This window comes from Klebsiella planticola (assembly GCF_000783935.2).
Taxonomy (GTDB): Bacteria; Pseudomonadota; Gammaproteobacteria; order Enterobacterales; family Enterobacteriaceae; genus Klebsiella; species Klebsiella planticola.
On the sequence record NZ_CP026047.1, the window covers coordinates 4,645,775 to 4,668,194 of the forward strand.

Genomic DNA, 22,420 nt, shown 5'->3' on the forward strand with positions numbered 1-22,420 from the left:
CACCTGATTATTTTTAGAATGAATACATTAGCTATGTTTAATGTTACTCATGGCTGGTCATATTGATCGCGATCACACTTTTGTCTATGAGAACAATTTTTATTCGTATCTCTTTGCTCGTCAGGTCAATGCTTTACCTTCTCACGGCATACGTTTCTCGCCGCAAAAAGTCGCCATCGGCCTTATTTTTATTGCAAAAATAGCGGCAAATTAGCGCACAACCGTGAAGTGACTTCGGGGAATCCAGCCGTTCTGGCCCTCGTCTTTGCCCTCGCTATCCCGGCACGCCGATGTTTTGCCTGAATGACAAAGGACGACCAACGGCAAAGAGATCCTGAACAATTCCGGGTGAACGTAGAACAGAAAGATCGGCTGCCGAATTAACGCTAACCGGCATTGTTTAATTTAAAGCGGATGGTTTTGGTCATTCCCTTATAGGGCTTATTGCTCTCAAAACGCCATTTTGCCACGGCGGAAATGACGGCATCATCGAAGAGGTGCTGTGGTTCAGAGGTTAATATCCACATTTTCTCCACTTTACCGTTGGCGCCAACATCAAAACGGATCTTCACTTCCCCATCAAGATGGTTGGCCAGAGCGTAATAGGGATAAACGGGTGGCGTGGAGACCAGCTGCTCAGGCGCAACTCCTTTCATCTGGCTGGTGCAGGCGGATATCAGGCAGCAGCCGGCAAACAGAAAGGCCCTGGATATTTTCATCATCAGCTTCCATATTGATAATAATTCTCAATACTATCACAAGAGGCTGATGCTCAGAGGATTTTTTCCTCTTTTTATGCGCAGTGAAGGCGTAACCGGCAAGCGGCAAAGAGAGAGGCCGCCTGCCTCTATCCGCAGGCGGCCTGCGGGTTACACGGATTTATCAACGTTGGTATTTGCACCGGAGGTCAGGATGCGAACCTTATCGCCTTTATTGAAGGTCAGTCGACCATCATCTGGCTGCAGCACCTGGATTAGCTGGCCAGATTGCGTTTTGATCGTCAGTTCGATCTGCCGGGCGGCCTGGCGCTGCGTTTGCCGGTGATGCGACGCGCTGGCTCCGGCAACCGCGCCCACCGCCGTCATCGCCGTTTGCCCGCTCCCGTTACCAAACTGGTGGCCAATAGCACCGCCAACCGCGCCGGCGGCAAGCGTTCGCAGCGGCTGACTGCGAGTCTCGCGGGTGATGATTTGACTTTGCTGCACAACGCCGTAATCCACCACGGTTTTGCTACCCGCAAAGCCGGGCTGGCAGGTAAAGGCGAGAAAGCCGAGAGCGATGAACAGGAATCTCTTCATAATGGCTCATTTTTCATTCTGTCGCTGGTGATGCGATCCTGCAAAAAGAGAATCCCGCCATTGCTGGCGGGTTCGAAATTAATTCAGCGCTTCCTGGAGATCTTTTTTAACCTGGGTACGCTGTTCCGGGGTCAGCACCTGGTTGACGCCAAAATAGTATTTCACGCGGTAGTAACGGACCTGCTGATCTAATTGTCCAAAAGCAGCCAGCTGTTGTTTCACTTTCGCCTCATCCCACTTGCCGGACTGGATAACATCGATCAGCGCGCCATCTTTGAAACCTTCGATTTTGATATTGTTGACGTTGGTTTCAAACTCCTGATGCAGACCCTTAATTTTTGTCACCTGATCGTTACTCAGCTTAAGGTGCTGCACCACCGGGTCCTGAGAAACCGGCGGTACTTCGTCAGCGGTGGCTGCCTGAGCGGCCATGGAGAAACCCGCGGTCATCGCCACGGCAAGCAGGGTGTTACGGAAAAGTTTATTCACAATCAATTATCCTTAATGTGCAAAACAAGAGATTTGATTATTACGATCAAATTGAAAGCCTTCTGTAACAAAGAGTTAAATTTAAATTTGGATCATAATCCGCTGGACATAGCGCCATTTTTACCGGCACGGAGAGCGGGATACTCCGCCCCTCTTCAGCAGCATTTTATGCTGGGTGAAAAACTATAACCCGCGAGAGTCGCCGCACCGCCGCCTTGCTAAACAGCGCTTTTATTCTTCTCAGTGTACGTTTAATGGACAAGTTGCAGAATAAAACAAAATAGCGATAGCTGAGGCGGGAATAGCGGCAAAAAAAAACCGCCAGATAGCTGGCGGTGAATAAATGCTTGCATGGATAGATTGTGTTTTGCATTTTACGTAGAGGCATTTTCCCTCTCCTTCTACGCCTGGCCATACGCTAGCATAGTTATCTTCAATGAAAGTTAAACCGACGTCCGCTTACAGTTTATCCACCAGCGCTTTGAGCTGCGCAATCAGCGGATCGCGGGAATATTCCCCCTCACGAGGCCAGGTTGACTGGCGGACGATCAATCGGGTGGGGAGCAGTTCGCGGATCGGCACCTGCGGCGCCGCCATCTGCTGGGTCAGCAGCTCCACCGCCCGTTTACCAAGCAGATCGAAGTTTTGCGCCACGGTCGTCAGCGGCGGCTGAAAGTAAAGACTGTCCGCCGTATCGTCATAGCCGGTGACCGAAACGGCACTGTTGCCGGTACGATTAAGCTGCGCCAGCGCGCTGAGTACCCCTAATGCCATCTGGTCATTAGCCACAACGATGGCGCTGATCCGTGGCTGCAGGTGGAGCAGTTCAAAGGTTTTCTGCCAGCCGCTGGCGGCGCTCCAGTCGCCAAATACCGTCACGGCCTGGCTCACGCCCAGGCGATGCAATGTCTCCCGCCAGCTACCGAGGCGCAACCGGGCAGAGACCGAGCTTTCCGGACCGGCCAGCAGGCCAAAATCGCGATGGCCGAGCTCCCAGAGATGCCGCACGCAGGCGCCGCAGCCATCACGATGATCAAAACGCACGCAGGAGACTTCCGTCTCCGGTGACACATCAAGAAACAGACAGGCGATATCGGGGTTTTCCTGCACCAGCCGTTCCGCGATGCTGCTCTCCAGCGGCAGGCTGATAATCGCGCCGCGAATATGCTGAGCGCGAAACTCATCCAGCCGGGTCTGAAGTGAAGCGTAATCGCTGCGTTCGGGCATGGCGATGGACACTTCCAGCTGATGAGCCCCGGCATGGCTTTTCACCGCCGACGCGATTTGTGATGGCGCGTGCAGCGTCAGCGACGCCGTAATCAGCCCGATTGAAGGTGCCGCTTTCCCCGCCAGCAGCTGCGCCGATCGGTTGGGAACATAATGCAGCGCCTGCATCGCGCGGATCACTTTCTCGCGTGTCCGCGCGGAGACTACATCGGGACGATTCAGTACCCGGGAGACCGTTTGTTGCGAAACGCCGGCCTCGTGTGCCACATCATCTAAGGTTGCCGAACGCCGCTGCATAATCCCCCCCTCTCTGTGCAAAATCAGTCTGAATACGCCAAATGTCGTCCGCTAACATTTTATGTCTAACTGACGACAAAAGTCAGCTCTGATTCTGAAGTTTCGTGATCGTGAGTCGGTTTCATTTTCGCCAGTATTGCGGCCTGATAGAAAATATCTGATAACGATATCATCCTTGTCTAGCGAATGACATTTTTTCACTTATCCGTCAGGTATGCCTATGCAACAACATGACTCAAACGCGGTTCGCTCGTTGACGTTTCACGATGTACTGGCCCGTGAAGACTGGCAAAATCAGACCATTACTCACCTTAATCGCTTAGCGGCTCACCCCTCGTTTGCCAGCTGGCGATCGCTCGACGACGCCCGGGACAACCGCCCCTCCGACCGCCTCCGCCTGCTCGACGGGCTGTGGCAATTTTGCTGGTCCCCCAGCCCGTTTGCCGTCGATAGCCGCTGGATCGAGCGCGATCTCGAAACCAGCCGCAGCACCCCCGTGCCCTCTAACTGGCAGATGGAAGGCTACGACGCACCGATCTATACCAACGTCCGCTATCCCATCGAGACGACGCCACCGCGGGTCCCGGAAGAGAACCCGACCGGCCTGTACTCGCTAAACGTCACGCTGGAGCAAAACTGGCTGGCCGATGGCCTGACGCAAATTATTTTTGACGGCGTTAACTCCGCGTTTCATCTGTGGTGTAACGGCGTATGGGTCGGTTACTCCCAGGATAGCCGGCTGCCGGCTGCTTTCGACCTGACCCCCTATCTACGGGCGGGCGACAACCGCCTGTGCGTGATGGTCCTGCGCTGGAGCGCTGGCAGCTGGCTGGAAGATCAGGATATGTGGCGCATGAGCGGGATTTTCCGCTCGGTGTGGCTGCTGAACAAACCGAAGCAGCACCTGAGCGACGTGCAGATTTCCCCGCAGCTGGATGCGCTGTATCGCGATGGTGAACTGCAGGTCAATCTGGCCATCGCCGCCGCTGATGCGCAGTTGGCCGGGCTGGTGGCGGAAGTCAGCCTGTGGGATGGCGAACAGCTGGTTGCCCGCCAGCGCCAGCGCCCAGGTTCTGCGCCAGTTGACGAACGGGGCCATTATGCCGAACGGGCAACGCTGGTCCTGGCGGTGGAAAAACCGCGGCAATGGAGCGCGGAAACGCCCCACTGCTATCGTACCGTGGTTGCCCTGTGGCACGGCGAAGAGCTGGTTGAAGCTGAAGCCTGGGACATCGGCTTTCGCCGTGTAGAGATCAGCAACGGCCTGCTGCTGCTCAACGGCAAACCGCTGCTGATCCGCGGGGTGAACCGCCATGAGCACCACCACCAGCGCGGCCAGGTGGTGACCGAAGAGGATATGCTGCAGGACATTCTGCTGATGAAGCAGAATAACTTTAACGCCGTGCGCTGTTCGCACTATCCCAACGCCGCACGCTGGTATGAGCTGTGCAACCGCTACGGCCTGTACGTGGTCGATGAGGCGAACATCGAAACCCATGGCATGGTGCCAATGAACCGCCTGTCCGACGATCCGGCCTGGCTGCCGGCCTACAGCGCCCGCGTCACCCGGATGTTGCAAAGCCACCGTAACCATCCGTCGATTATTATCTGGTCGCTGGGGAACGAGTCCGGCTGCGGTGCGAACCATGAAGCCATGTATCACTGGCTGAAACGCGAAGATCCTACGCGTCCGGTCCAGTACGAAGGCGGCGGCGCCGACAGCACGGCGACCGATATTATCTGCCCGATGTATGCCCGCGTGGAACGCGATCAACTGATTCCGGCAGTGCCGAAATGGAGCATTAAAAAGTGGATTGGCCTGCCCGGCGAACAGCGACCGCTGATTCTCTGCGAATACGCTCACGCGATGGGCAACAGCCTCGGTAATTTTGCCGATTACTGGCAGGCTTTCCGCGAATATCCGCGCCTGCAGGGCGGCTTTATCTGGGACTGGGCAGATCAGGCAATTGAAAAGACCTTCGAGGACGGCAGCGTGGGCTGGGCCTACGGCGGGGATTTTGGCGACACGCCAAACGACCGGCAGTTCTGCATGAACGGGCTGGTATTCCCGGATCGCCGTCCTCATCCTTCGCTGATTGAAGCGAAACATGCCCAGCAATATTTCCAGTTTTCCCTGCTGGCGCAGTCCCCGCTGCGGATCGGTGTGGCGAGCGAATACCTGTTCCGCGCCACCGATAATGAAGTGCTGAACTGGCAGGTGCAGTCCGCCGGTGAAACCGTGGCCAGCGGCAGCCTGGCGTTGAACCTCGCGCCGCAGGGCCAGGAAGATTTTACCTTATGCGACGGCCTGACCTTGCCGGCAGGCGCCAGAGAGGTCTGGCTGACGCTGGAAGTTGTCCAGCCGCAGGCGACGGCGTGGTCTGACGCCGGGCACCGCGTGGCCTGGGCGCAGTTCTCCCTTGCCGCCCCGCTGGCCTTACCCGCCCCCGCCGCCGTCGGACCGGCACCGGAGCTGACCATCGATGATGAGAGCTTCACCGTCCGTCAGGGATCTCAGCAATGGGTTATCGATCGTCAGAGCGGCTTGTTAACTCACTGGCTGGCGGAAGGCGCAGAGCAGTTGCTGTCTCCGCTGCGCGACCAGTTCGTTCGCGCTCCGCTGGACAACGATATCGGCGTGAGCGAAACGGATCGTATCGACCCCAACGCCTGGGTTGAGCGCTGGAAAAGCGCCGGACTTTATGCGCTCGACGCGCGCTGCGTTCGCTGCACCGCGCAGCGCCTGGCACATGAGACCATCGTCGACAGCCGCTGGCACTATCTGCGCGGCGACGAAGTGGTCATCGTCAGCCAGTGGCGGATGACTTTTGATAGCGATGGCCATCTGCATCTGGCGGTGAGCGGAGAGCGGGCCGGCACGCTGCCGCCGCTGCCACGCGTGGGCCTCCACTTCCAGGTCCCAGACCAGCAGTCGCCGGTCTCGTGGCTCGGCTACGGGCCGCATGAAAACTACCCTGACCGGAAGAGCAGCGCCTGTTTCGCCCGCTGGCAGCTTCCGCTGGAAGCGATGAGCACGCCCTATATTTTCCCGACGGAAAACGGCCTGCGCTGCGACAACAAAGCGCTGGATTGGGGACGCTGGCACGTGACCGGTGACTTCCACTTCTCGGTTCAGCCCTACAGCACCGAGCAGCTCATGGCAACCGACCACTGGCACCGGATGGCCGCTGAAAAAGGCGTCTGGATCACCCTCGACGGCGAGCATATGGGCGTCGGCGGCGATGACTCGTGGACACCAAGCGTGCAGCCGCAGTGGCTGCTGCTCGGGACCCGGTGGCAGTACCAGCTCTCACTGTCTTTACGCTAAACCCTCAACGGGGGCTCTCGCCCCCTTTAAAACGGCTATACCCGCATATTCGGGATGCACCGTGGCGGAAATGGGCAGAATTCGGGCCGAAGCCCAGGGATGGCGAGTATCACCAAGGGAACAGCGTGCCGCCAGGATCAGGCAGCTGGAATGATGACGAGTATAATAACACTGGAACATCTCTATGAAATTCTCTGAACTGGCGCCACGCGAACGGCATAATTTTATTTATTTCCTGCTGTTCTTTTTCTTTTACTACTTCATTATGTCGGCCTACTTCCCGTTTTTCCCGGTATGGCTGGCGGACGTAAACCATTTAACTAAAACGGAAACCGGGGTTGTCTTCTCTGCTATTTCGCTGTTCGCCATTATTTGCCAACCGATATTTGGCTTGATATCCGATAAGCTGGGGCTGCGTAAACACCTGCTGTGGACCATCACCATCTTATTAATTCTGTTTGCCCCGTTCTTTATATTTGTCTTCTCACCGCTGTTGCAGGTCAATATTATCGCCGGGGCGCTGGTGGGCGGACTCTATCTGGGCATTGTCTTCTCCAGCGGTTCCGGCGCGGTCGAAGCCTATATCGAGCGAGTCAGTCGCGCCAACCGTTTCGAATACGGCAAGGTCCGCGTTGCTGGCTGTGTCGGCTGGGCGCTCTGCGCCTCAATCACCGGCATCTTGTTTGGCATTGATCCCAATATCACCTTCTGGATCGCCTCCGGCTTTGCACTGGTGCTCGGGGTACTGCTGTGGTTCTCCCGTCCGGAAAGCAGCAACAGCGCCCAGGTTATGGATGCCTTAGGCGCAAACCGTCAGGCGTTTTCTCTGCGCGTCGCCGCCGAGCTGCTGCGAATGCCGCGATTCTGGGGATTTATTATCTATGTGGTCGGCGTTGCCAGCGTCTATGACGTATTTGACCAGCAGTTTGCCAATTTTTTTAAAGGCTTTTTTGCCGACCCGCGGCGCGGAACCGAAGTCTTTGGCTTCGTCACCACCGGCGGCGAATTGCTGAATGCGCTGATCATGTTCTGCGCCCCGGCTATTGTGAACCGTATCGGGGCGAAAAATGCGCTGCTAACCGCCGGGATGATTATGTCCGTACGTATTCTCGGATCTTCATTCGCCACGACGGCGGTCGAGGTGGTTATCTTAAAAATGCTGCATATGTTTGAAGTTCCGTTCCTGCTGGTCGGCACCTTTAAATATATTTCCTCAGCATTTAACCCGAAACTGTCCGCCACCCTGTTCCTGATCGGTTTTAACTTATCGAAGCAGCTCTCTGGCGTCGTGCTGTCGGCATGGGTTGGCCGCATGTACGACACCGTCGGCTTCCATCAGGCTTATCTGATTCTGGGTTCGATTACCCTGGGCTTTACCGTTATCTCGCTGTTCACCTTGAAAGGCAGTAAAACGCTGCTGCCGACCGCCGGCTATAACAACGCCGCGTAAACCGCAAATTCGCGGCCCGTTGCGTAAGACGGGCCGCGAACATTATCCGGCCGCTGCGGCTTTGATTCGCGTCTCGCCGTCGCTGTTTTCCAGCTCGTATATCCGGCTCTCGGCCTGTGAGGAGATAAGCGCCGCCAGCTCGGCAGAGTGACTGGTCAACCAGATTTGGCTATAGCGGGAGGCCTCGACAATCAGCCGGGCCAGCGCCGGAAACATCTGTCGATGCAGGCTGTTTTCCGGTTCGTTAATTGCCAGGAATGCCGGCGGGCGCGGGCTCAACAGCGCTACCGCCAGACATAAAAAACGCAGCGTGCCGTCAGACATTTCCGCCGCCAGCAGCGGGCGAAACACGCCGTTGCGCCGCATCTTAATCGAGAAACGCGAGTTTTCGTTTTCGCAGAAGAACGCGCACTCCGGAAAAGCGGCGGCCAGAATCTCGTGCAGCAACTCTTCGGCGCCAATTTCAACAATCGTCTGAAAAGCGGCGGCAAGATTATGCCCGTCGCTGTCGAGGACCGGTGAACGGTAACCTACCGTCGGATGCCGCAGCGCCGAATGTCGGCTGATGTTAAATTCGTGGTAGAAACGCCACTGGCGCATAGTTTCCCGAACGCGAGAAACTTCCGGGAAGCGGTGCGGCTCGCCCAACTGGCCAAAGATCGACTCGTTTTCATAAATCGTGTCGGTGAAGGTATTTTTCTCGCCGTTGACATCGAGCAGGAACGCGGCCTGGTTTTTGCGCTGCAAAACCCTGGCGGAAGGTCGTCGGGAGAATCCCGCCAGCCAGATGGACTCCTCTTTGACAATCGGGTCGAGCATAAACTGGGTGGGATAAGGCAGCTTTTCCGGGAAACCCACCTGGAGCTCGTAGTCAAACTCGGCGGTCAGACAGGAAATTTGCAGCCGACGCGGGTGGCGCGCCGTCGCGGCCGTTCGCCCTGACCACATCACATTTTCCAGGCCGCCCTCCTCACTGATATAGCCTGAGAACTTGCCGTCCGCGGAGGCGGTTAACAGGTGAATGGCTTTGTAAATGTTGGACTTGCCGCAGCCATTCGGCCCAAACACGATGTTGAGCGCGCCCAGTTCCAGCTCGATATCCCTGACCGATCTGAAATTTTGTATGCGGATATGGTGAATCATGGTGCTCCCGATGAAAAAACTCCGCGCTGCGGCAGTGGTAAACAAGGGGAATGATAACACGGTCAGGCCGGACGAAGGTCAATCGTCCGGCAAGGACGCACTCAGCGGAGAGACTTTTTCATGCCTCGGGTCAGGGCCACGCGTTTGAGCTTGTCGGCATCGTCATGGGTTTCGCTAAACACGCCGAAAAAATAGCGTTCGTCATCGATCGTTTGCGAAACAATCCGATAGCTCAGCGGATTGCCAGATTTCGCGCCATACTGCGCGGCGGTGACGGACAGTTCCGTCGCCGTGCCGGCGACGCTGACCAACAGGCCATCCGCCTTTCCCCCCACCAGCATGACCTTGATTAGCGGGTCCACCATGTTCCTCCCGGATGGATCAATGGTTAATATGTGATCGCCGACGGCGTAGAGCATTTACACAACCTTCAGTACATTCTTATAGTTCATACCAGCCCGAATGAAAAAAACTCTTTCATATACTGAGCTAAGCATTGATTATTACTGGTAAAAGCTGGCAGATGATGAAGGAAAAAAGAGAAATTGTGAATCTTCATAACTCTTATTTGTCTTTATTTTTTTGTTTATTTTCCGCGACGTCCACAAAACCCGCCAGATCGACTTGTGTACCACAACCCCAGGGAACCATTCCGCTATGCGTCAATATCGATTCGCCCTTCTCCCATTGTTAGCCGCCCTGGCGCTCCCCGGTTGGGCGCATCAAGCTACGGTGACGACGGTTAAACAAGCCGAAAGCCAGCTTCAGGGTCGGGTCGGCTACGCCGAACTGGATTTAGCTTCCGGGCAACTGCTGGCCGGCTATCGTTCTGACGAACGGTTCCCGATGATGAGCACTTTTAAAGTTCTGCTCTGCGGCGCAGTCTTGTCGCGTGTCGATGCCGGTGAAGAACAGCTCGATCGCCGTATCCATTACCGGCAGCAGGATCTGGTGGAATATTCGCCGGTGACGGAAAAGCATCTTACCGATGGGCTCACCGTGGGCGAACTGTGCGCTGCCGCCATTACCCTGAGCGATAATACGGCGGCAAACCTGCTGTTGACCACTCTCGGCGGCCCGCAGGGGCTGACCAGCTTCCTGCGCCACAGCGGCGACCAGACTTCGCGGCTTGACCGTTGGGAAACGGAACTCAATGAAGCGCGGCCGGGCGACGTGCGAGATACCACAACTCCGCAAGCGATGGCCAGGACACTGCGAAATCTGTTGACCGGTCGCGTGCTTTCCAGCGCCTCGCAGCAGCAGTTGCAACGCTGGATGGTAGAGGACAAAGTTGCGGGGCCGCTGTTGCGATCGGTGCTGCCGGCGGGCTGGTTTATTGCCGATAAGACCGGAGCCGGCAATCGCGGCTCGCGCGGGATCATCGCGGCTCTCGGTCCGGACGGTAAAGCTGCGCGCATCGTGGTGATTTATTTGACCGGGACCCCCGCCACAATGGATGAACGCAATAAACAGATTGCGGCCATCGGCGCAACGCTGGTCACGCACTGGTCCGCAGACGAGAACAGACCCTAGCCGCGCCGCGGGCGGTCTCGAACAGGAACTCCCCGGACAATGCCTCCCGGACGTAAAAAAGCCTCGCAAACGCGAGGCCTGACGTGGAGACAGCGCAGCGATGGAGGATTAGTTTTCTTCGTAACCTTCGAGAGCATCCTGAATGGCATCGGCTAAGGAAGCGACTTCCTGAGCCACATTACGTAAATCCATCTGGCTACGAATACCGGAATTTGCGGTTGATGAAGAGACGGCGGCTTTTGAAATTTCTAATGCTGCCTGAACTGCGAGCAAACGTTTATGTTTCTCGATAGCCGCGTCGCCACTATCACCATCAAATTGAAAGTATTTTTCTAACATAGCGGATCCTTTTCAGCCATTTCATTATCGGGGAGGATATTCTCGTCTAAGCGGAGGCAAATAAACAGCAAAAAAAATATTAATTACAAAGAGTTAATATTTACCTGTTTAACAACGCCGTTCCGGGCGCAGGGTGTCACTGAGGACAACGCCGGAAGAGGTCTGCAGGTTGGAAAGAGAAAAGCCGGGCGATTTTCTTTGCAGACATCGGGATACGTTTAAACATCGGGTCTTTTGCTGATGAACTGTTTGACGGTTACGCGAGCGGCGCACGAGAAACAATCGCGGCATCGCACGATTGACCTTCACGGCGTCCACTCAACTTGATACTGTATGCAACCACAGTAAAAATATCGTCAACCATTAACGCAGAGGGATGAAATATGTTTGTGGAACTGATTTATGACAAGCGGAACTTTGAGGGACTACCCGGTGCGAAAGAGACGATTGCAGCTGAATTATCGAAGCGAATTCACCGTATATTTCCCGATGCCGATGTGCGTGTAAAGCCGATGATGACCTTACCGGCAATTAACACCGATGCCAGCAAGCACGAAAAAGAACAAATCAGCCGTGCTGTGCAGGAGATGTTTGAGGAGGCTGATATGTGGATGGTAGAGGACTGATGGAGAGAGAAAGTGTCATTGCCTCTGGCGTGTGAAGCTATCCGCCTCCGGACAACATTTTACCGCCGCCGCCGACATTCAGGAGAGATTTTGGGGAAGGAAAAACTGATAAAAAAACCGGGCACCGGGCCCGGTTCTGTTTCCGACACAAAGTTGCCCTACTCACTCAGCCCGCGGTTTTCCAGCATCGGTTCAATTTTCGGATCGTGTCCGCGCCACTGGCGATAAAGTTCCGCTAAATCAGTACTATTGCCGCGTGACAGAATCGCTTCGCGGAAGCGCTGACCGTTTTCGCGGGTCAGGCCGCCGTGCTCAACGAACCACTGGTAACCGTCGTCCGCCAGCATCTGGGTCCACAGGTAGGCGTAATAGCCCGCGGCATAGCCGCCGCCAAAAATATGTGAGAAGTAGCTGCTACGGTAGCGCGGCGGCACCGCGGCCAGGTCCATCTGCTCCTGACGCAACGCCAGCGCTTCGAAGCTATCGACATCGCGCGGAATATCTGCCGACGAGAGGCTATGCCAGTGCATATCCAACAGCGCCGCCGCCAGCAGCTCGCTCATGTCATAACCCTTATTAAACTTCGCCGCGCGTAACATACGCTCACGCAGCGTATCCGGCATCGCTTCCCCGGTCTGATAATGGCGCGCATAGTGGGCGAACACCTGCGGTTGACTGGCCCAGTGCTCATAGATCTGCGACGGAAACTCGACAAAATCACGCGGCGTATTGGTCCCCGACAGACTGGCATAACGCTGACTGGCAAACAGCCCGTGCAGCGCGTGACCAAATTCATGGAATAAGGTGATGACCTCATCCCAGGAGAGCAGCGCGCTGTGGCCGGCCTTCGGTTTCTGGTAATTGCAAACGTTGTAAATCACCGGATGCTGCGCGAGCAGCGTGGATTGTTCAACGAAGACGTCCATCCACGCCCCGCCGCTTTTCGAATCCCGGGAAAAGTAGTCGCCGTAAAACAGCGCCAGACCTTCCCCGTTGGCGTCAAAGATTTCCCATACCCGGACGTCCGGGTGGTAAACCGGAATATCAAACCGTTCGACAAAGCGCAGGCCAAACAACTGCGATGCCGTCCAGAACACGCCATCCTGTAAAACGCGGTCGAGGGAGAAATAGGGTTTTAACTGTGCTTCATCGATGGCGAATGTCGCCCGGCGCACCTGTTCGCCGTAGTATAACCAGTCCCAGGCCTCGGCTTTAAAGCCGCCGCCCTCGCTATCAATCAGCTGTTGGATATCCGCCAGCTCGCGTTCCGCTCTTGCCCGGGCGGCCGGGGCTATCCGGCGCATGAACGCAAATGCCGCCTCGGGCGTTGCCGCCATTTGGTCGGCCATCGACCAGCTGGCGTAATCCGTCACGCCCAGCAGTTCGGCTTTACGGGCGCGAATCTCCGCCAGGCGAAGCACCAGCTCGCGAGTATCATTCGCATCGCCCTTCTGATTGCGTTTCCAGCCGGCAGCAAACAGATTCTCACGCGTCTGGCGACGGCGTAAGGCGAGTAACGCCGGCTGTTGAGTGGTGTTCAACAAAGGCAACAACCAGCGGTCGCTTAGCCCTTTTTCCCGCGCGGCATCTGCGGCTTCAGCAATCTCTTCATCGCTGAGTCCCGCTAACTGCGCCGGGTCGTCAACCACCAGACCGCCGGATTTAACCGCCGCCAGCAGGCGCTGCTGAAACTGACTCTGCAAAGCCGCAGCCTGGGTATTCAAAGCCCGCAGCTCCGTTTTTTGCGCGTCAGCCAGGGTCGCGCCGGCCAGCGTAAAACGCTGCCAGGTGATCTCCAGCAGCCGGCGGGACTCGCTATCTGGCGGCAAGGTGTCACGCTGCTGCCATACCTGCTTCACGCGCTGGAACAGCGCTTCGTTAAGCCAGATATCATTTCCCAGATCCGCCAGCTCAGCAGAGAATTGCTCATCAAGCGCCTGCAGCGTCGGGTTGGTATGCGCCCCGGCCATGGCAAAAAACACCCGGGTGACGCGCGCCAGCAGCTGCCCGCTCTGCTCGAGCGCGACCAGCGTGTTGGCAAAGTCCGCCGGCTGCGGATTATTCACTATCGCGGCGATCTCCTCCCGCTGACGGCGAACGCCTTCATCAAATGCCGGTCGGTAATGGGTGTCGTCAATCAGATCAAACTGAGGTGCCTGATAAGGCAACAGACTGACGCGCAAAAAAGGGTTATTGTCGGCCATCATCATCTCCTGGACTCGGTAATCCAGTAAGATTAGGCAACTCATTGATTGACCGCAATCATTTCCGCCGGCTGGCGAGCGGCGCTAGCCGAACACGGTCATAACAAAAAAAAGACAACGCTGGTCAGCAACAGCGCGCCCGTTACGCCAAGAATATCGATTGCCGTGCTGATTATGGTGGCGTGGGTCGGAATGCTCTCTTCTTCTTCCCATTCGTTCATCGGAACCCTCCTCAGGCAAAAAAACGCCGACGCAAAAGGCCGGCGCGACAAGGATTTAAGTGTCAATCCTGCGCGCTTCTGTGGTGTGGCGGCAGAATAACAATCCCTATAATGCGTCGATGATCAATTCATGCCATGAATACATTCTTGTTTATTTTTCCACAAGGTTCGCATCATTGGCCAGCCGGCCACCTCTTTTCCCGCTAGCCAAAAGCGCCAGACCGCCCACTCTTGCCATAGCGATGTTTATCCCGGCGGAAGTCGCTTTCCCCCCGCTCACCGTCGCAATTACCTGTTTTGGAAACGTATTGCTTGTTCCACGGAGGTAGACTCTCTTTTCTTTTGTAGCTACAGTGCTGGTAACGAGCGGTTATCGTCATTGCTTAATCTTTTTGTGTTGTCCCCTGGCGCGCAGCAATACGCCGGCGGACCGTTTTTACGAAAAATATTAAGCAAGACGGTATTGAAATCCCCGGCATGAGACGGTTGGGGCATGATGAGAACATTGACAGGAGCGATGATGATTATTCTGATTACCGGTGCAACAGCAGGTTTTGGTGAAAGCATGACTCGCCGTTTTATCGCTAATGGTCACAAGGTGATCGCCACCGGGCGTCGTGAAGAGCGCCTGAAAACATTGCAGGATGAGCTGGGCAACAATCTCTACACCGCGCAACTGGATGTACGCAACCGCGCCGCGATTGAAGAGATGATTGCCGGGCTGCCGGCCGAGTGGCAGGCCATCGATGTGCTGGTCAATAACGCCGGTCTGGCGCTGGGCCTTGAGCCGGCGCATAAAGCCAGCGTTGAAGACTGGGAAGATATGATCGACACCAACAACAAAGGACTGGTCTATATGACCCGTGCCGTACTGCCGGGTATGGTTGAACGCAACCGCGGTCATATTATTAATATCGGTTCCACCGCCGGCAGCTGGCCCTATTCCGGCGGCAACGTTTACGGTGCGACCAAAGCCTTTGTGCGCCAGTTCAGCCTGAACCTGCGGACCGATCTGCACGGTACAGCCATTCGTGTGACCGATGTTGAGCCCGGCCTGGTCGGCGGTACTGAGTTCTCTAACGTGCGTTTTAAAGGCGACGATGCTAAAGCGGGTAAAGCCTACGAGAATACCCAGGCGTTAACACCGGAAGATGTGACCGAAGCGGTATGGTGGGTCGCTAACCTGCCTGCGCATGTCAATATCAACACGCTGGAAATGATGCCGGTCAGCCAAAGCTTTGCTGGTCTGAGCGTCCATCGCGCGGGTTAAAACCGACAGCCTGGCCGCTTTGCGGCCGGGTATGGGCGAATGGACAAATAACGCGTAAAATAGCGCATACCCCCCAATAAAAGTAACCATCAATGGCCGCAGAATTGCAACTTAATCCGACACAGCCTGTAAACCAGCAAATTTATCGTATCCTTCGCCATGATATCGTGCATTGTTTGATCCCGCCGGGTACCCCGCTGTCTGAGAAAGAAGTGTCTGTGCGTTTTAGCGTTTCCCGCCAACCGGTGCGTGAGGCTTTTATCAAACTGGCTGAGAATGGTCTTATTCAAATTCGTCCGCAGCGCGGCAGCTATGTCAATAAGATCTCACTTTCTCAGGTTCGCAACGGATGTTTCGTTCGCCAGGCTATCGAATGCGCCGTGGTGCGTCGTGCCGCCGGGATGATCACCGCCGAACAAATCTATCAGCTTGAGCAAAATCTTAATCAGCAGCGTATTGCCGTTGAGCGTCAGCAATTAAATGATTTTTTTCAGCTGGATGATGAGTTTCACCAAAAACTGTCGCTGATTGCCGACTGTCAGCTGGCGTGGGATACCGTCGAGAATATTAAAGCGACAATTGACCGGGTCCGCTACATGAGCCTCGATCACATTACGCCTCCGGAGATGCTGTTGCGTCAGCACCATCAAATTTTTCAGGCCCTGGAAAACCGTGATGCCGATGCGGTCGGTACCGCGATGAATATTCACCTGCATGAAATCAGTGAATCGGTATTATTAATTCGTCAGGAAAATCGCGACTGGTTTAGTGAAGAGTAAATGATTCCGGCGGCAGCCAAATAAACAGCAACACTGCCGCCCTGATTGATAAATACGCTAACGAACAACCAGCACCGGTATTTTTGCGTAGCGCAGGATAGATTCGGCGTTTGAGCCGAGAAGATGGGTGGAAAGGCCCGGCGTGCGTGAGCCCACGACAATCACATCGAACTCGTCGGCATTACCGATAGCCAGTATTTCATCGCGAACATTGCCAAATACTACCCGGGTATGAATTCGCGCAGCGGGAATCGAGAACAGACGAGACAGCGTCTGCATTTTCTTTTCCGATTCCGCTTGCATAAAAGTTTCGAATTTCTGAATATCCGCAGCGAATCCGCGTAAAACCGAACGACTGCTGTTTGGCAATACGTTTAATAACGTAATTTCGCCCTCTTCAGCCGACGCCAGGAACTCAGCATGACGTACCGCTTTATCACTCAAATCCATTTCAAACACATCGACGGGCAAGAGAATTTTCTTGTACATGTTCGACTCCTTTTTTCGAGGCACTTAATTTCACTGCGCACATCATGACATATTTATTTTCAGTTCCACACCGCTAATAACCCTGTAATCTGGCATATTCATTAAAATAAACATCAATTATATATAGTTAACTCTGGATAGCTAAAGTTATGTATATTCAATGTCCTCGATCAATATTTTATAAAATATTCAATAAATATTTTTATATTCCAGGAAAACAACCGACCAGGATGTTAACAAACGCGGATTGCAAAAAATAAGACACCCGAATGGGTGTCTTAATATCAGGTCGACCGGGCGGGATAATGCTAGTGGGTCTGAGCCCAGGCGGCAACGGTCGCCTTCGCGCCCCGCTCTTTCAACGACAGCCAGGCGTTCGTCACGGCATCGACAAAACGGCCGTTCTGCGGCAAATCGTGGCCAAAGATGGCTTCGATACCCAGCAACGCTTTCACCCGTTCCGGCCCCTCCGCGCTGTTCTGGACCGCCTGCTGAATCACCGGCAGCAGCGGATCGCAGATCTCAATCGCCTGCCCCTGCTCATCAACGCCGCCGACATAGCACATCCAGCCCGCGATCCCCATCGCCAGCAGGCTGAAGTCGGTGCGCTGCGCGAGATGCCAGCGCACGGAATCCAGCATCCGCTGCGGCAGTTTCTGGCTGCCGTCCATCGCAATTTGCCAGGTGCGGTGCTTCAGCGCCGGGTTGCTGTAACGGTCGATGAGAAGCCCGGCGTAATGTTCCAGATCAACCCCCTGGACTTTCAGCGTCGGCGCCTGTTCGTTGAGCATTAAAGTGCGCGCCGCACGGCGGTAATTCTGATCCTGCATACAGTCATTGATATGCTGATAACCGGCCAGATATCCCAGATAGGCGAGGAAAGAGTGGCTGCCGTTGAGCATACGCAGCTTCATCTCTTCAAAAGGCACTACGTCAGCGACCAGTTCGGCCCCCGCCTGTTCCCACGCCGGACGACCCGCCACAAAGTTGTCTTCAATCACCCACTGGCGGAACGGCTCACAGGCTACGCCCGCCGGATCGCGCACCCCGGTCAACTGCTCGATTTTATCCAGCGTGTCGGCCGTCACGGCCGGCACAATGCGGTCAACCATCGTCGACGGGAAGGTCACCTGTTGCGCAATCCAGTCGGCGAGATCGCCGTCAATCGCACGCGCCAGGGCACAAACCACATTGCGCGTGACATGGCCGTTCTCCGGCATATTATCGCAGGACATCACGCTGAATGCCGGTAAGCCTGCGGCTTTGCGCCGCGCAAGGGCTTCAACGATAACGCCTGGCGCAGATTTCGGCTGGTGCGGATTCAGGATATCCGCAGCGATCAGCGGGTGTTCCAGCTGTATCTCGCCGGTGGACGGCGAGTGGCAATAGCCTTTTTCGGTAATCGTCAGGGATACAATCGCCACCTGAGGCTCACACATCTTCGCCAGCACGCTCTCCAGGCCGTCGACCTCTGCATGCATTGCTTGCTTAACCACGCCGACCACGCGGGCCGTCCAGGCATCCGCCGACATTTCGGCAACGGTATACAGGAGAGCCTGTTTCTGCAGATCGGCAATCTGCTGTTCGCCGCCAATCAGGTTAACTTCGGTGTAGCCCCAATCGCTCCCCTGTTCTGCCGCCAGAATATCGGCATAGACCGCCTGGTGTGCGCGATGGAATGCGCCAAAACCCAGATGGACAATGCGCGAAACCAGTTTGCTGCGATCGTAGGAAGGAAGCGTTGCCTTGGCTGTTAAAAGCGTGTTTTCCATGGTGACTCTCATTTTTATGATTACTGATCAACCATTCTCGAGGAGAATGCCTCTGTGAGGTGAACCATCTCATGCAATTGGTATAACATCTTTGATTTCCATCAACTACCATACAAGAAGATTTCACCATTCACAGTCTGTTTCACTAAGCGTGAGTAGAGGAAATAAAAAGCCGGGTTGCGCACCCGGCCAGCTTGCACGTCAGTCAGTCAACCGATCAGGTTAACTGACCGCTTCTCACCGCGCGATGTTGAGGAGTGGCATCCGCCGCATCGTCCAGCAAGCTCAGATCGCGGTCGCGCACTTCCGGCATAAGGAGAGCGGAGAGCAAACCAATAGACGAGTAACAAATCAGCATGGCGACAATCGGCCACCATGACCCCGTCATATTACAGAAAATACCTGCCAGCACCGGACCAAAACCCACAGCAACTAATCCACCGGTTTCTTTTGAAATCGCCATTCGCGTAAAGCGGTTACGCGAACCAAAGATTTCCGCCATCGTGATATTTTCCAGCGCGAACAGACCCAGCACGGCAATATTATGGATGACAATCAACGATGCCATAATTGCACCGACGCTGTAGCTCTTATCAACAATAATCGAGACCATCGGATATGCCAGTAAAATGGCGGTGATATTCACGATAATATAAGGTACGCGGCGACCGATTTTATCGGATAACCACCCGAGGAGAGGGATGGTGATAAAACCGATCCCGGAACTAATCATTAGGGCATCGGTTGGAATGGCTTTATCAAATAATAAGGTCTGTACCAGATAGCCGGCGAGGAACGTTTGCAATAACCCTGAATTACCCGCCTGACCAAAGCGTAACCCGGTTGCCAGCCAGAAGGATTTACTTTTCAGCATCGCGCCAAAGGTAGCCTCCCGATCCGCAGCGCCGGTTTGCAGCTCGCTTCCCTCGTTGACCTGTTCAAATACCGGACTTTCTTTAAGGTTCAGACGCAGCCAGATAGCGAATATCATCACCACTGCGCTGGCCAGGAACGGGATTCGCCATCCCCATGCCACCAGCTCTTCACGGTCAAGAAGGAAAAACATGATTGCCCAGATAGCCGTTGCGCTCAGCGTACCGCAGTTGGTACCCATTGCCACCAGCGACGAAATGATGCCGCGTTTCCCCTTTGGCGCATATTCGGCCAACATGGTACCTGCTCCGGAGATTTCAGCCCCGGCGCCCAGCCCCTGGATAATACGTAAAGTCACCAGCAACACGGGCGCAAAAATGCCTACCTGCGCATAGGTAGGCAACACCCCAATCAGGGTGGTACAAATGCCCATCATCGTAATAGTGATAAAGAGAACTCTTTTACGTCCGATCTTGTCCCCCATCCGGCCAAAGATAAAAGCACCGACGATTCGCGCAATATATCCCGCACCATACGTCCCCATTGCCAGAATGAGCGCCATGGCGGCTGATTGCTCAGGAAAAAAGATTTCATGAAAAACCAGCGCTGCCCCTAAAGAATAGAGTTGAAAGTCCATGAACTCCAGAGCGGTCCCTAACCACCCAGACACAGCCGCACGGATGAGATCGGCCGTTGTTCTCTCATTATTTACTGTAGTCATCATTATTTTCTCTAATTGTTAGAAGTCGAGCTTGCATTTATTATTAGAGTCAAAAGGTCAATAAAACCTTACAACAGCTCTTTCTGTCTTTTTCAAAAATTTCGATAGCGTCAACAATATTCTGATATTCAAAAGCATGGGTAATAAGTGCTTCAGGATCAATTAACCCCTGCTCTAACCATGCTAATACAACGGGGAATTTATGCGCATTCAGCCGCGATGAAAATATAGACAGTTCTTTACCGGTAATACCTTGCTGGGCGACCTGAGAGGGTTCAGTTGAGAATCCCATGAGCACAATTCTGGCCGCCGGAGAGGCCAGCGTCACTGCCTCCTGAAAAATTGACGGGTGACACGCCGCATCAATAATCAGCGTCGGTTTAATGCCTTTATCCTGCAGGCATTCAGCTAATGACGTCTGACCGTTGTTGATAGTCCAGTCGGCACCATTGCGCTTCGCCATTTGCAGGCGTTCGTCGATCTGGTCAGTCACAATCACCTGCTTAACCCGATAGACCCGCTTTAGCACCTGAATCGTTGTTAAGCCCATCGGCCCGGCGCCGAATACCAGCGCGATGTCCTGATCCGTCGGTTTAACCTGTCCGGTGACGTTGGCAGCAATGGTGAAAGGCTCGACCATTACCGCGTGCCGATCGGGTACCGTGTCCGGCACTAGCCAGCAATTTTGAGCCGGCACAACCACATACTCGCTAAAACCGCCATCCCGGTGGACACCGAGAACCACCAGAGAAGTGCAGACGTTAGGTTTCCCCACTGAGCAAGGATAGCAATGACCACAGCTAATCACCGGGTCAACGCTCACCCGCTGGCCGACCTTCCTGTCCGTCACCCCATCGCCAACGGCGTCGATAATGCCGTAGAATTCATGGCCAATAACGCGGGGATATTTAGCAAAAGGATTATGCCCGCGGTAGATATGGCTATCGGAACCGCAAATCCCCGCCAGCTTAACCTTTACCCGCACTTCTCCCGGTGCAGGTTCCGGCCGCGCGCGTTCTTCGATGACCAGGTCATCAGGCTGACGAATCACAATACTCTTCACATTTCTCTCCTTACCAGTTCCACAAGTCTTCACTTCCAGTCCGGCCACAGGCAAACAGGCTGGTTCATACGGGATTTCGCAACCCGTTTTTCATCAAACACGATGCCCGGCACGGCTTTCTCCCGCAGACATATAGCCGTCGCAGCAGGTCCATCTGTGTGGTAAATCGCCATCAATTGATCAAAATTAAAACATCAGACCTACTACCATACAAGTATAAAGTTAAAAAAAGACGCGTTGTGTCACACTCTTACGGCGACGTGAAGGAGATGAGTGAGGTCCGCTGTAGCGCCGGAGACGGCAGGAAGCGAGGCGGTGAAATGCGCTTAGCCAGCGGGATTAACGGGACGCCGACGAATCGTCTCCCCCACCGCGCTTAGCGAATGAACATCAGCGATATGGCTGTCTGCGTCGATTTTTACCACGCGCGTTAAGCGCGTCCCCAGCCAGCGACAATAATCAACATGCCGCACAGCGCAATCAGCGCCCCCGCCCAGTCATAATGGCTAAGCTTAACGCCATCGACAAAACGCAACCACAGCAGCGCGGTGCAGACATATACGCCGCCGTAAGCGGCATACACCCGCCCGCTTGCTGCCGGATGCAGCGTCAGCAACCAGACAAACATCATCAGCGCCAGACCTGCCGGAATTAACAGCAGCGGCGTTGCGCCGCGTTTTAACCATAGCCAGGGTAAATAACATCCGAGAATTTCACAGAGCGCGGTGGCAAAGAAAAGCAGCGTTGTTTTGAACATTAAAGACACGTAAAGAGAGCAGGTTGTTGGCCCATTTTACGCAATAATCTCCCTCTTCCCCACTCTTTTGTCGGGTATGCCGGCGAAAAGAGATGTAGTAAACTGCCTGCAGATTGCAGGGGCTTCCCCTTTTTATCACTCAAAGGAAACCGTGATGAAAATGACACAGAACACACGTTGCTGCCTGACGGCTATGCTGGCGCTGAGCGCCGTACTTTTTACCGCATCGTCTTTCGCGCAAACCAGCAAGCTGGTGATTGAATCCGGCGATAGCGCACAAAGCCGCCAGCAGGCCACCATGGAAAAAGAGCAGTGGAACGACACTCGCTCTTTGCGTCACAAGGTCAACACCCGCACCGAAAAAGAGTGGGATAAGGCTGACGTCGCTTTTGATGCGCAGGACAACTGCCAGAAGAGCGCGAACGTCAACGCGTACTGGGAACCGAACACCCTGCGCTGCCTCGACCGCCGTACAGGTCGCGCCATTGCGCCCTAATCCGTCACGCATCCATGGCGCCCGCGGGCGCGATATTTAGCTTTT

At 54.8% G+C, this 22,420-nt stretch carries 22 protein-coding genes; 8 read left to right on the forward strand and 14 right to left on the reverse strand.

Annotated elements, in window-relative coordinates; genetic code table 11:
• The first annotated feature begins 49 nt into the window (after positions 1 to 49).
• Complete coding sequence (locus tag MC50_RS28725; protein ID WP_155274634.1) at positions 50 to 214, forward strand: hypothetical protein; 165 nt, start codon at positions 50 to 52, stop codon at positions 212 to 214.
• A gap of 172 nt (positions 215 to 386) precedes the next feature.
• Here MC50_RS28725 and MC50_RS22425 read toward each other — a convergent pair whose 3' ends face one another.
• From MC50_RS22425 to MC50_RS22440, 4 genes are all read right to left on the reverse strand, one after another.
• Positions 387 to 722 (reverse strand): TonB family protein, encoded by a 336-nt coding sequence (locus MC50_RS22425; RefSeq protein WP_048619437.1) that lies wholly within the window; start codon positions 720 to 722, stop codon positions 387 to 389.
• Positions 723 to 869: 147 nt separating this feature from the next.
• Positions 870 to 1,298 (reverse strand): glycine zipper 2TM domain-containing protein, encoded by a 429-nt coding sequence (locus MC50_RS22430; RefSeq protein ID WP_032687540.1) that lies wholly within the window; start codon positions 1,296 to 1,298, stop codon positions 870 to 872.
• 78 nt (positions 1,299 to 1,376) lie between these two features.
• Positions 1,377 to 1,748: a Spy/CpxP family protein refolding chaperone gene (locus tag MC50_RS22435; protein WP_046852789.1), complete on the reverse strand. Its 372-nt coding sequence runs from the start codon at positions 1,746 to 1,748 to the stop codon at positions 1,377 to 1,379.
• 498 nt (positions 1,749 to 2,246) lie between these two features.
• Complete coding sequence (locus tag MC50_RS22440) at positions 2,247 to 3,311, reverse strand: LacI family DNA-binding transcriptional regulator (RefSeq protein WP_032696114.1); 1,065 nt, start codon at positions 3,309 to 3,311, stop codon at positions 2,247 to 2,249.
• A 220-nt stretch (positions 3,312 to 3,531) separates the two neighbouring features.
• Between MC50_RS22440 and MC50_RS22445 the strand changes: the two genes are divergently transcribed.
• Complete coding sequence (locus tag MC50_RS22445) at positions 3,532 to 6,639, forward strand: beta-galactosidase (protein WP_047664982.1); 3,108 nt, start codon at positions 3,532 to 3,534, stop codon at positions 6,637 to 6,639.
• 184 nt (positions 6,640 to 6,823) lie between these two features.
• Positions 6,824 to 8,089, forward strand: a complete 1,266-nt coding sequence (locus MC50_RS22450; protein WP_032696111.1) for an MFS transporter — start codon at positions 6,824 to 6,826, stop codon at positions 8,087 to 8,089.
• A gap of 42 nt (positions 8,090 to 8,131) precedes the next feature.
• Here MC50_RS22450 and MC50_RS22455 read toward each other — a convergent pair whose 3' ends face one another.
• Both MC50_RS22455 and MC50_RS22460 read right to left on the reverse strand, forming a co-directional pair.
• Positions 8,132 to 9,232, reverse strand: a complete 1,101-nt coding sequence (locus MC50_RS22455; RefSeq protein ID WP_046852455.1) for an AAA family ATPase — start codon at positions 9,230 to 9,232, stop codon at positions 8,132 to 8,134.
• 101 nt (positions 9,233 to 9,333) lie between these two features.
• Positions 9,334 to 9,597, reverse strand: coding sequence for a hypothetical protein (locus MC50_RS22460; RefSeq protein ID WP_015584254.1), 264 nt, complete (start codon positions 9,595 to 9,597; stop codon positions 9,334 to 9,336).
• A 292-nt stretch (positions 9,598 to 9,889) separates the two neighbouring features.
• Between MC50_RS22460 and MC50_RS22465 the strand changes: the two genes are divergently transcribed.
• Positions 9,890 to 10,765: a class A beta-lactamase PLA-2a gene (locus MC50_RS22465; RefSeq protein WP_047664983.1), complete on the forward strand. Its 876-nt coding sequence runs from the start codon at positions 9,890 to 9,892 to the stop codon at positions 10,763 to 10,765.
• Between the two features lie 108 nt (positions 10,766 to 10,873).
• Here the strand turns inward: MC50_RS22465 and MC50_RS22470 are convergent, their stop codons facing one another.
• Entirely contained in the window at positions 10,874 to 11,104 is a 231-nt protein-coding gene (locus tag MC50_RS22470) for a hypothetical protein (RefSeq protein WP_004862401.1), read from the reverse strand.
• 383 nt (positions 11,105 to 11,487) lie between these two features.
• Between MC50_RS22470 and MC50_RS22475 the strand changes: the two genes are divergently transcribed.
• Positions 11,488 to 11,730 carry a DinI family protein gene (locus MC50_RS22475; protein WP_032687533.1) on the forward strand — a complete coding sequence of 81 codons (243 nt, stop codon included), beginning with the start codon at positions 11,488 to 11,490 and terminating at the stop codon, positions 11,728 to 11,730.
• A gap of 158 nt (positions 11,731 to 11,888) precedes the next feature.
• On the opposite strand, the gene dcp is transcribed toward MC50_RS22475, so the two are convergent.
• Together dcp and MC50_RS29090 are read right to left on the reverse strand one after the other, a co-directional pair.
• Positions 11,889 to 13,934, reverse strand: coding sequence for a peptidyl-dipeptidase Dcp (gene dcp, locus MC50_RS22480; protein WP_047664984.1), 2,046 nt, complete (start codon positions 13,932 to 13,934; stop codon positions 11,889 to 11,891).
• Positions 13,935 to 14,032: 98 nt separating this feature from the next.
• The gene (locus MC50_RS29090) at positions 14,033 to 14,155 is read right to left on the reverse strand and encodes a hypothetical protein (protein ID WP_255379489.1); all 123 of its coding nucleotides are present in this window, start codon (positions 14,153 to 14,155) and stop codon (positions 14,033 to 14,035) included.
• A 520-nt stretch (positions 14,156 to 14,675) separates the two neighbouring features.
• Between MC50_RS29090 and ydfG the strand changes: the two genes are divergently transcribed.
• Positions 14,676 to 15,425 (forward strand): bifunctional NADP-dependent 3-hydroxy acid dehydrogenase/3-hydroxypropionate dehydrogenase YdfG, encoded by a 750-nt coding sequence (gene ydfG, locus MC50_RS22485; RefSeq protein ID WP_032687530.1) that lies wholly within the window; start codon positions 14,676 to 14,678, stop codon positions 15,423 to 15,425.
• Positions 15,426 to 15,517: 92 nt separating this feature from the next.
• Complete coding sequence (locus MC50_RS22490; RefSeq protein ID WP_032687529.1) at positions 15,518 to 16,204, forward strand: GntR family transcriptional regulator; 687 nt, start codon at positions 15,518 to 15,520, stop codon at positions 16,202 to 16,204.
• Positions 16,205 to 16,261: 57 nt separating this feature from the next.
• On the opposite strand, the gene MC50_RS22495 is transcribed toward MC50_RS22490, so the two are convergent.
• From MC50_RS22495 to MC50_RS22515, 5 genes are all read right to left on the reverse strand, one after another.
• Complete coding sequence (locus MC50_RS22495) at positions 16,262 to 16,693, reverse strand: universal stress protein (protein ID WP_032687528.1); 432 nt, start codon at positions 16,691 to 16,693, stop codon at positions 16,262 to 16,264.
• A gap of 308 nt (positions 16,694 to 17,001) precedes the next feature.
• On the reverse strand, positions 17,002 to 18,465 hold the full coding sequence (locus MC50_RS22500) for a mannitol dehydrogenase family protein (protein ID WP_032687527.1): 1,464 nt from the start codon (positions 18,463 to 18,465) through the stop codon (positions 17,002 to 17,004).
• 217 nt (positions 18,466 to 18,682) lie between these two features.
• A complete protein-coding gene (locus MC50_RS22505; RefSeq protein WP_032696100.1) occupies positions 18,683 to 20,059 on the reverse strand; it encodes an MFS transporter in 1,377 nt (458 codons plus the stop codon).
• Between the two features lie 49 nt (positions 20,060 to 20,108).
• Positions 20,109 to 21,122: a Zn-dependent oxidoreductase gene (locus tag MC50_RS22510; RefSeq protein ID WP_032687524.1), complete on the reverse strand. Its 1,014-nt coding sequence runs from the start codon at positions 21,120 to 21,122 to the stop codon at positions 20,109 to 20,111.
• Positions 21,123 to 21,552: 430 nt separating this feature from the next.
• Complete coding sequence (locus MC50_RS22515) at positions 21,553 to 21,879, reverse strand: YnfA family protein (RefSeq protein ID WP_004862432.1); 327 nt, start codon at positions 21,877 to 21,879, stop codon at positions 21,553 to 21,555.
• Between the two features lie 154 nt (positions 21,880 to 22,033).
• On the opposite strand from MC50_RS22515, the gene MC50_RS22520 reads away from it, so the two are divergent.
• The gene (locus MC50_RS22520) at positions 22,034 to 22,375 is read left to right on the forward strand and encodes a DUF1283 family protein (protein ID WP_032687521.1); all 342 of its coding nucleotides are present in this window, start codon (positions 22,034 to 22,036) and stop codon (positions 22,373 to 22,375) included.
• The last annotated feature ends 45 nt before the right edge of the window (positions 22,376 to 22,420 follow it).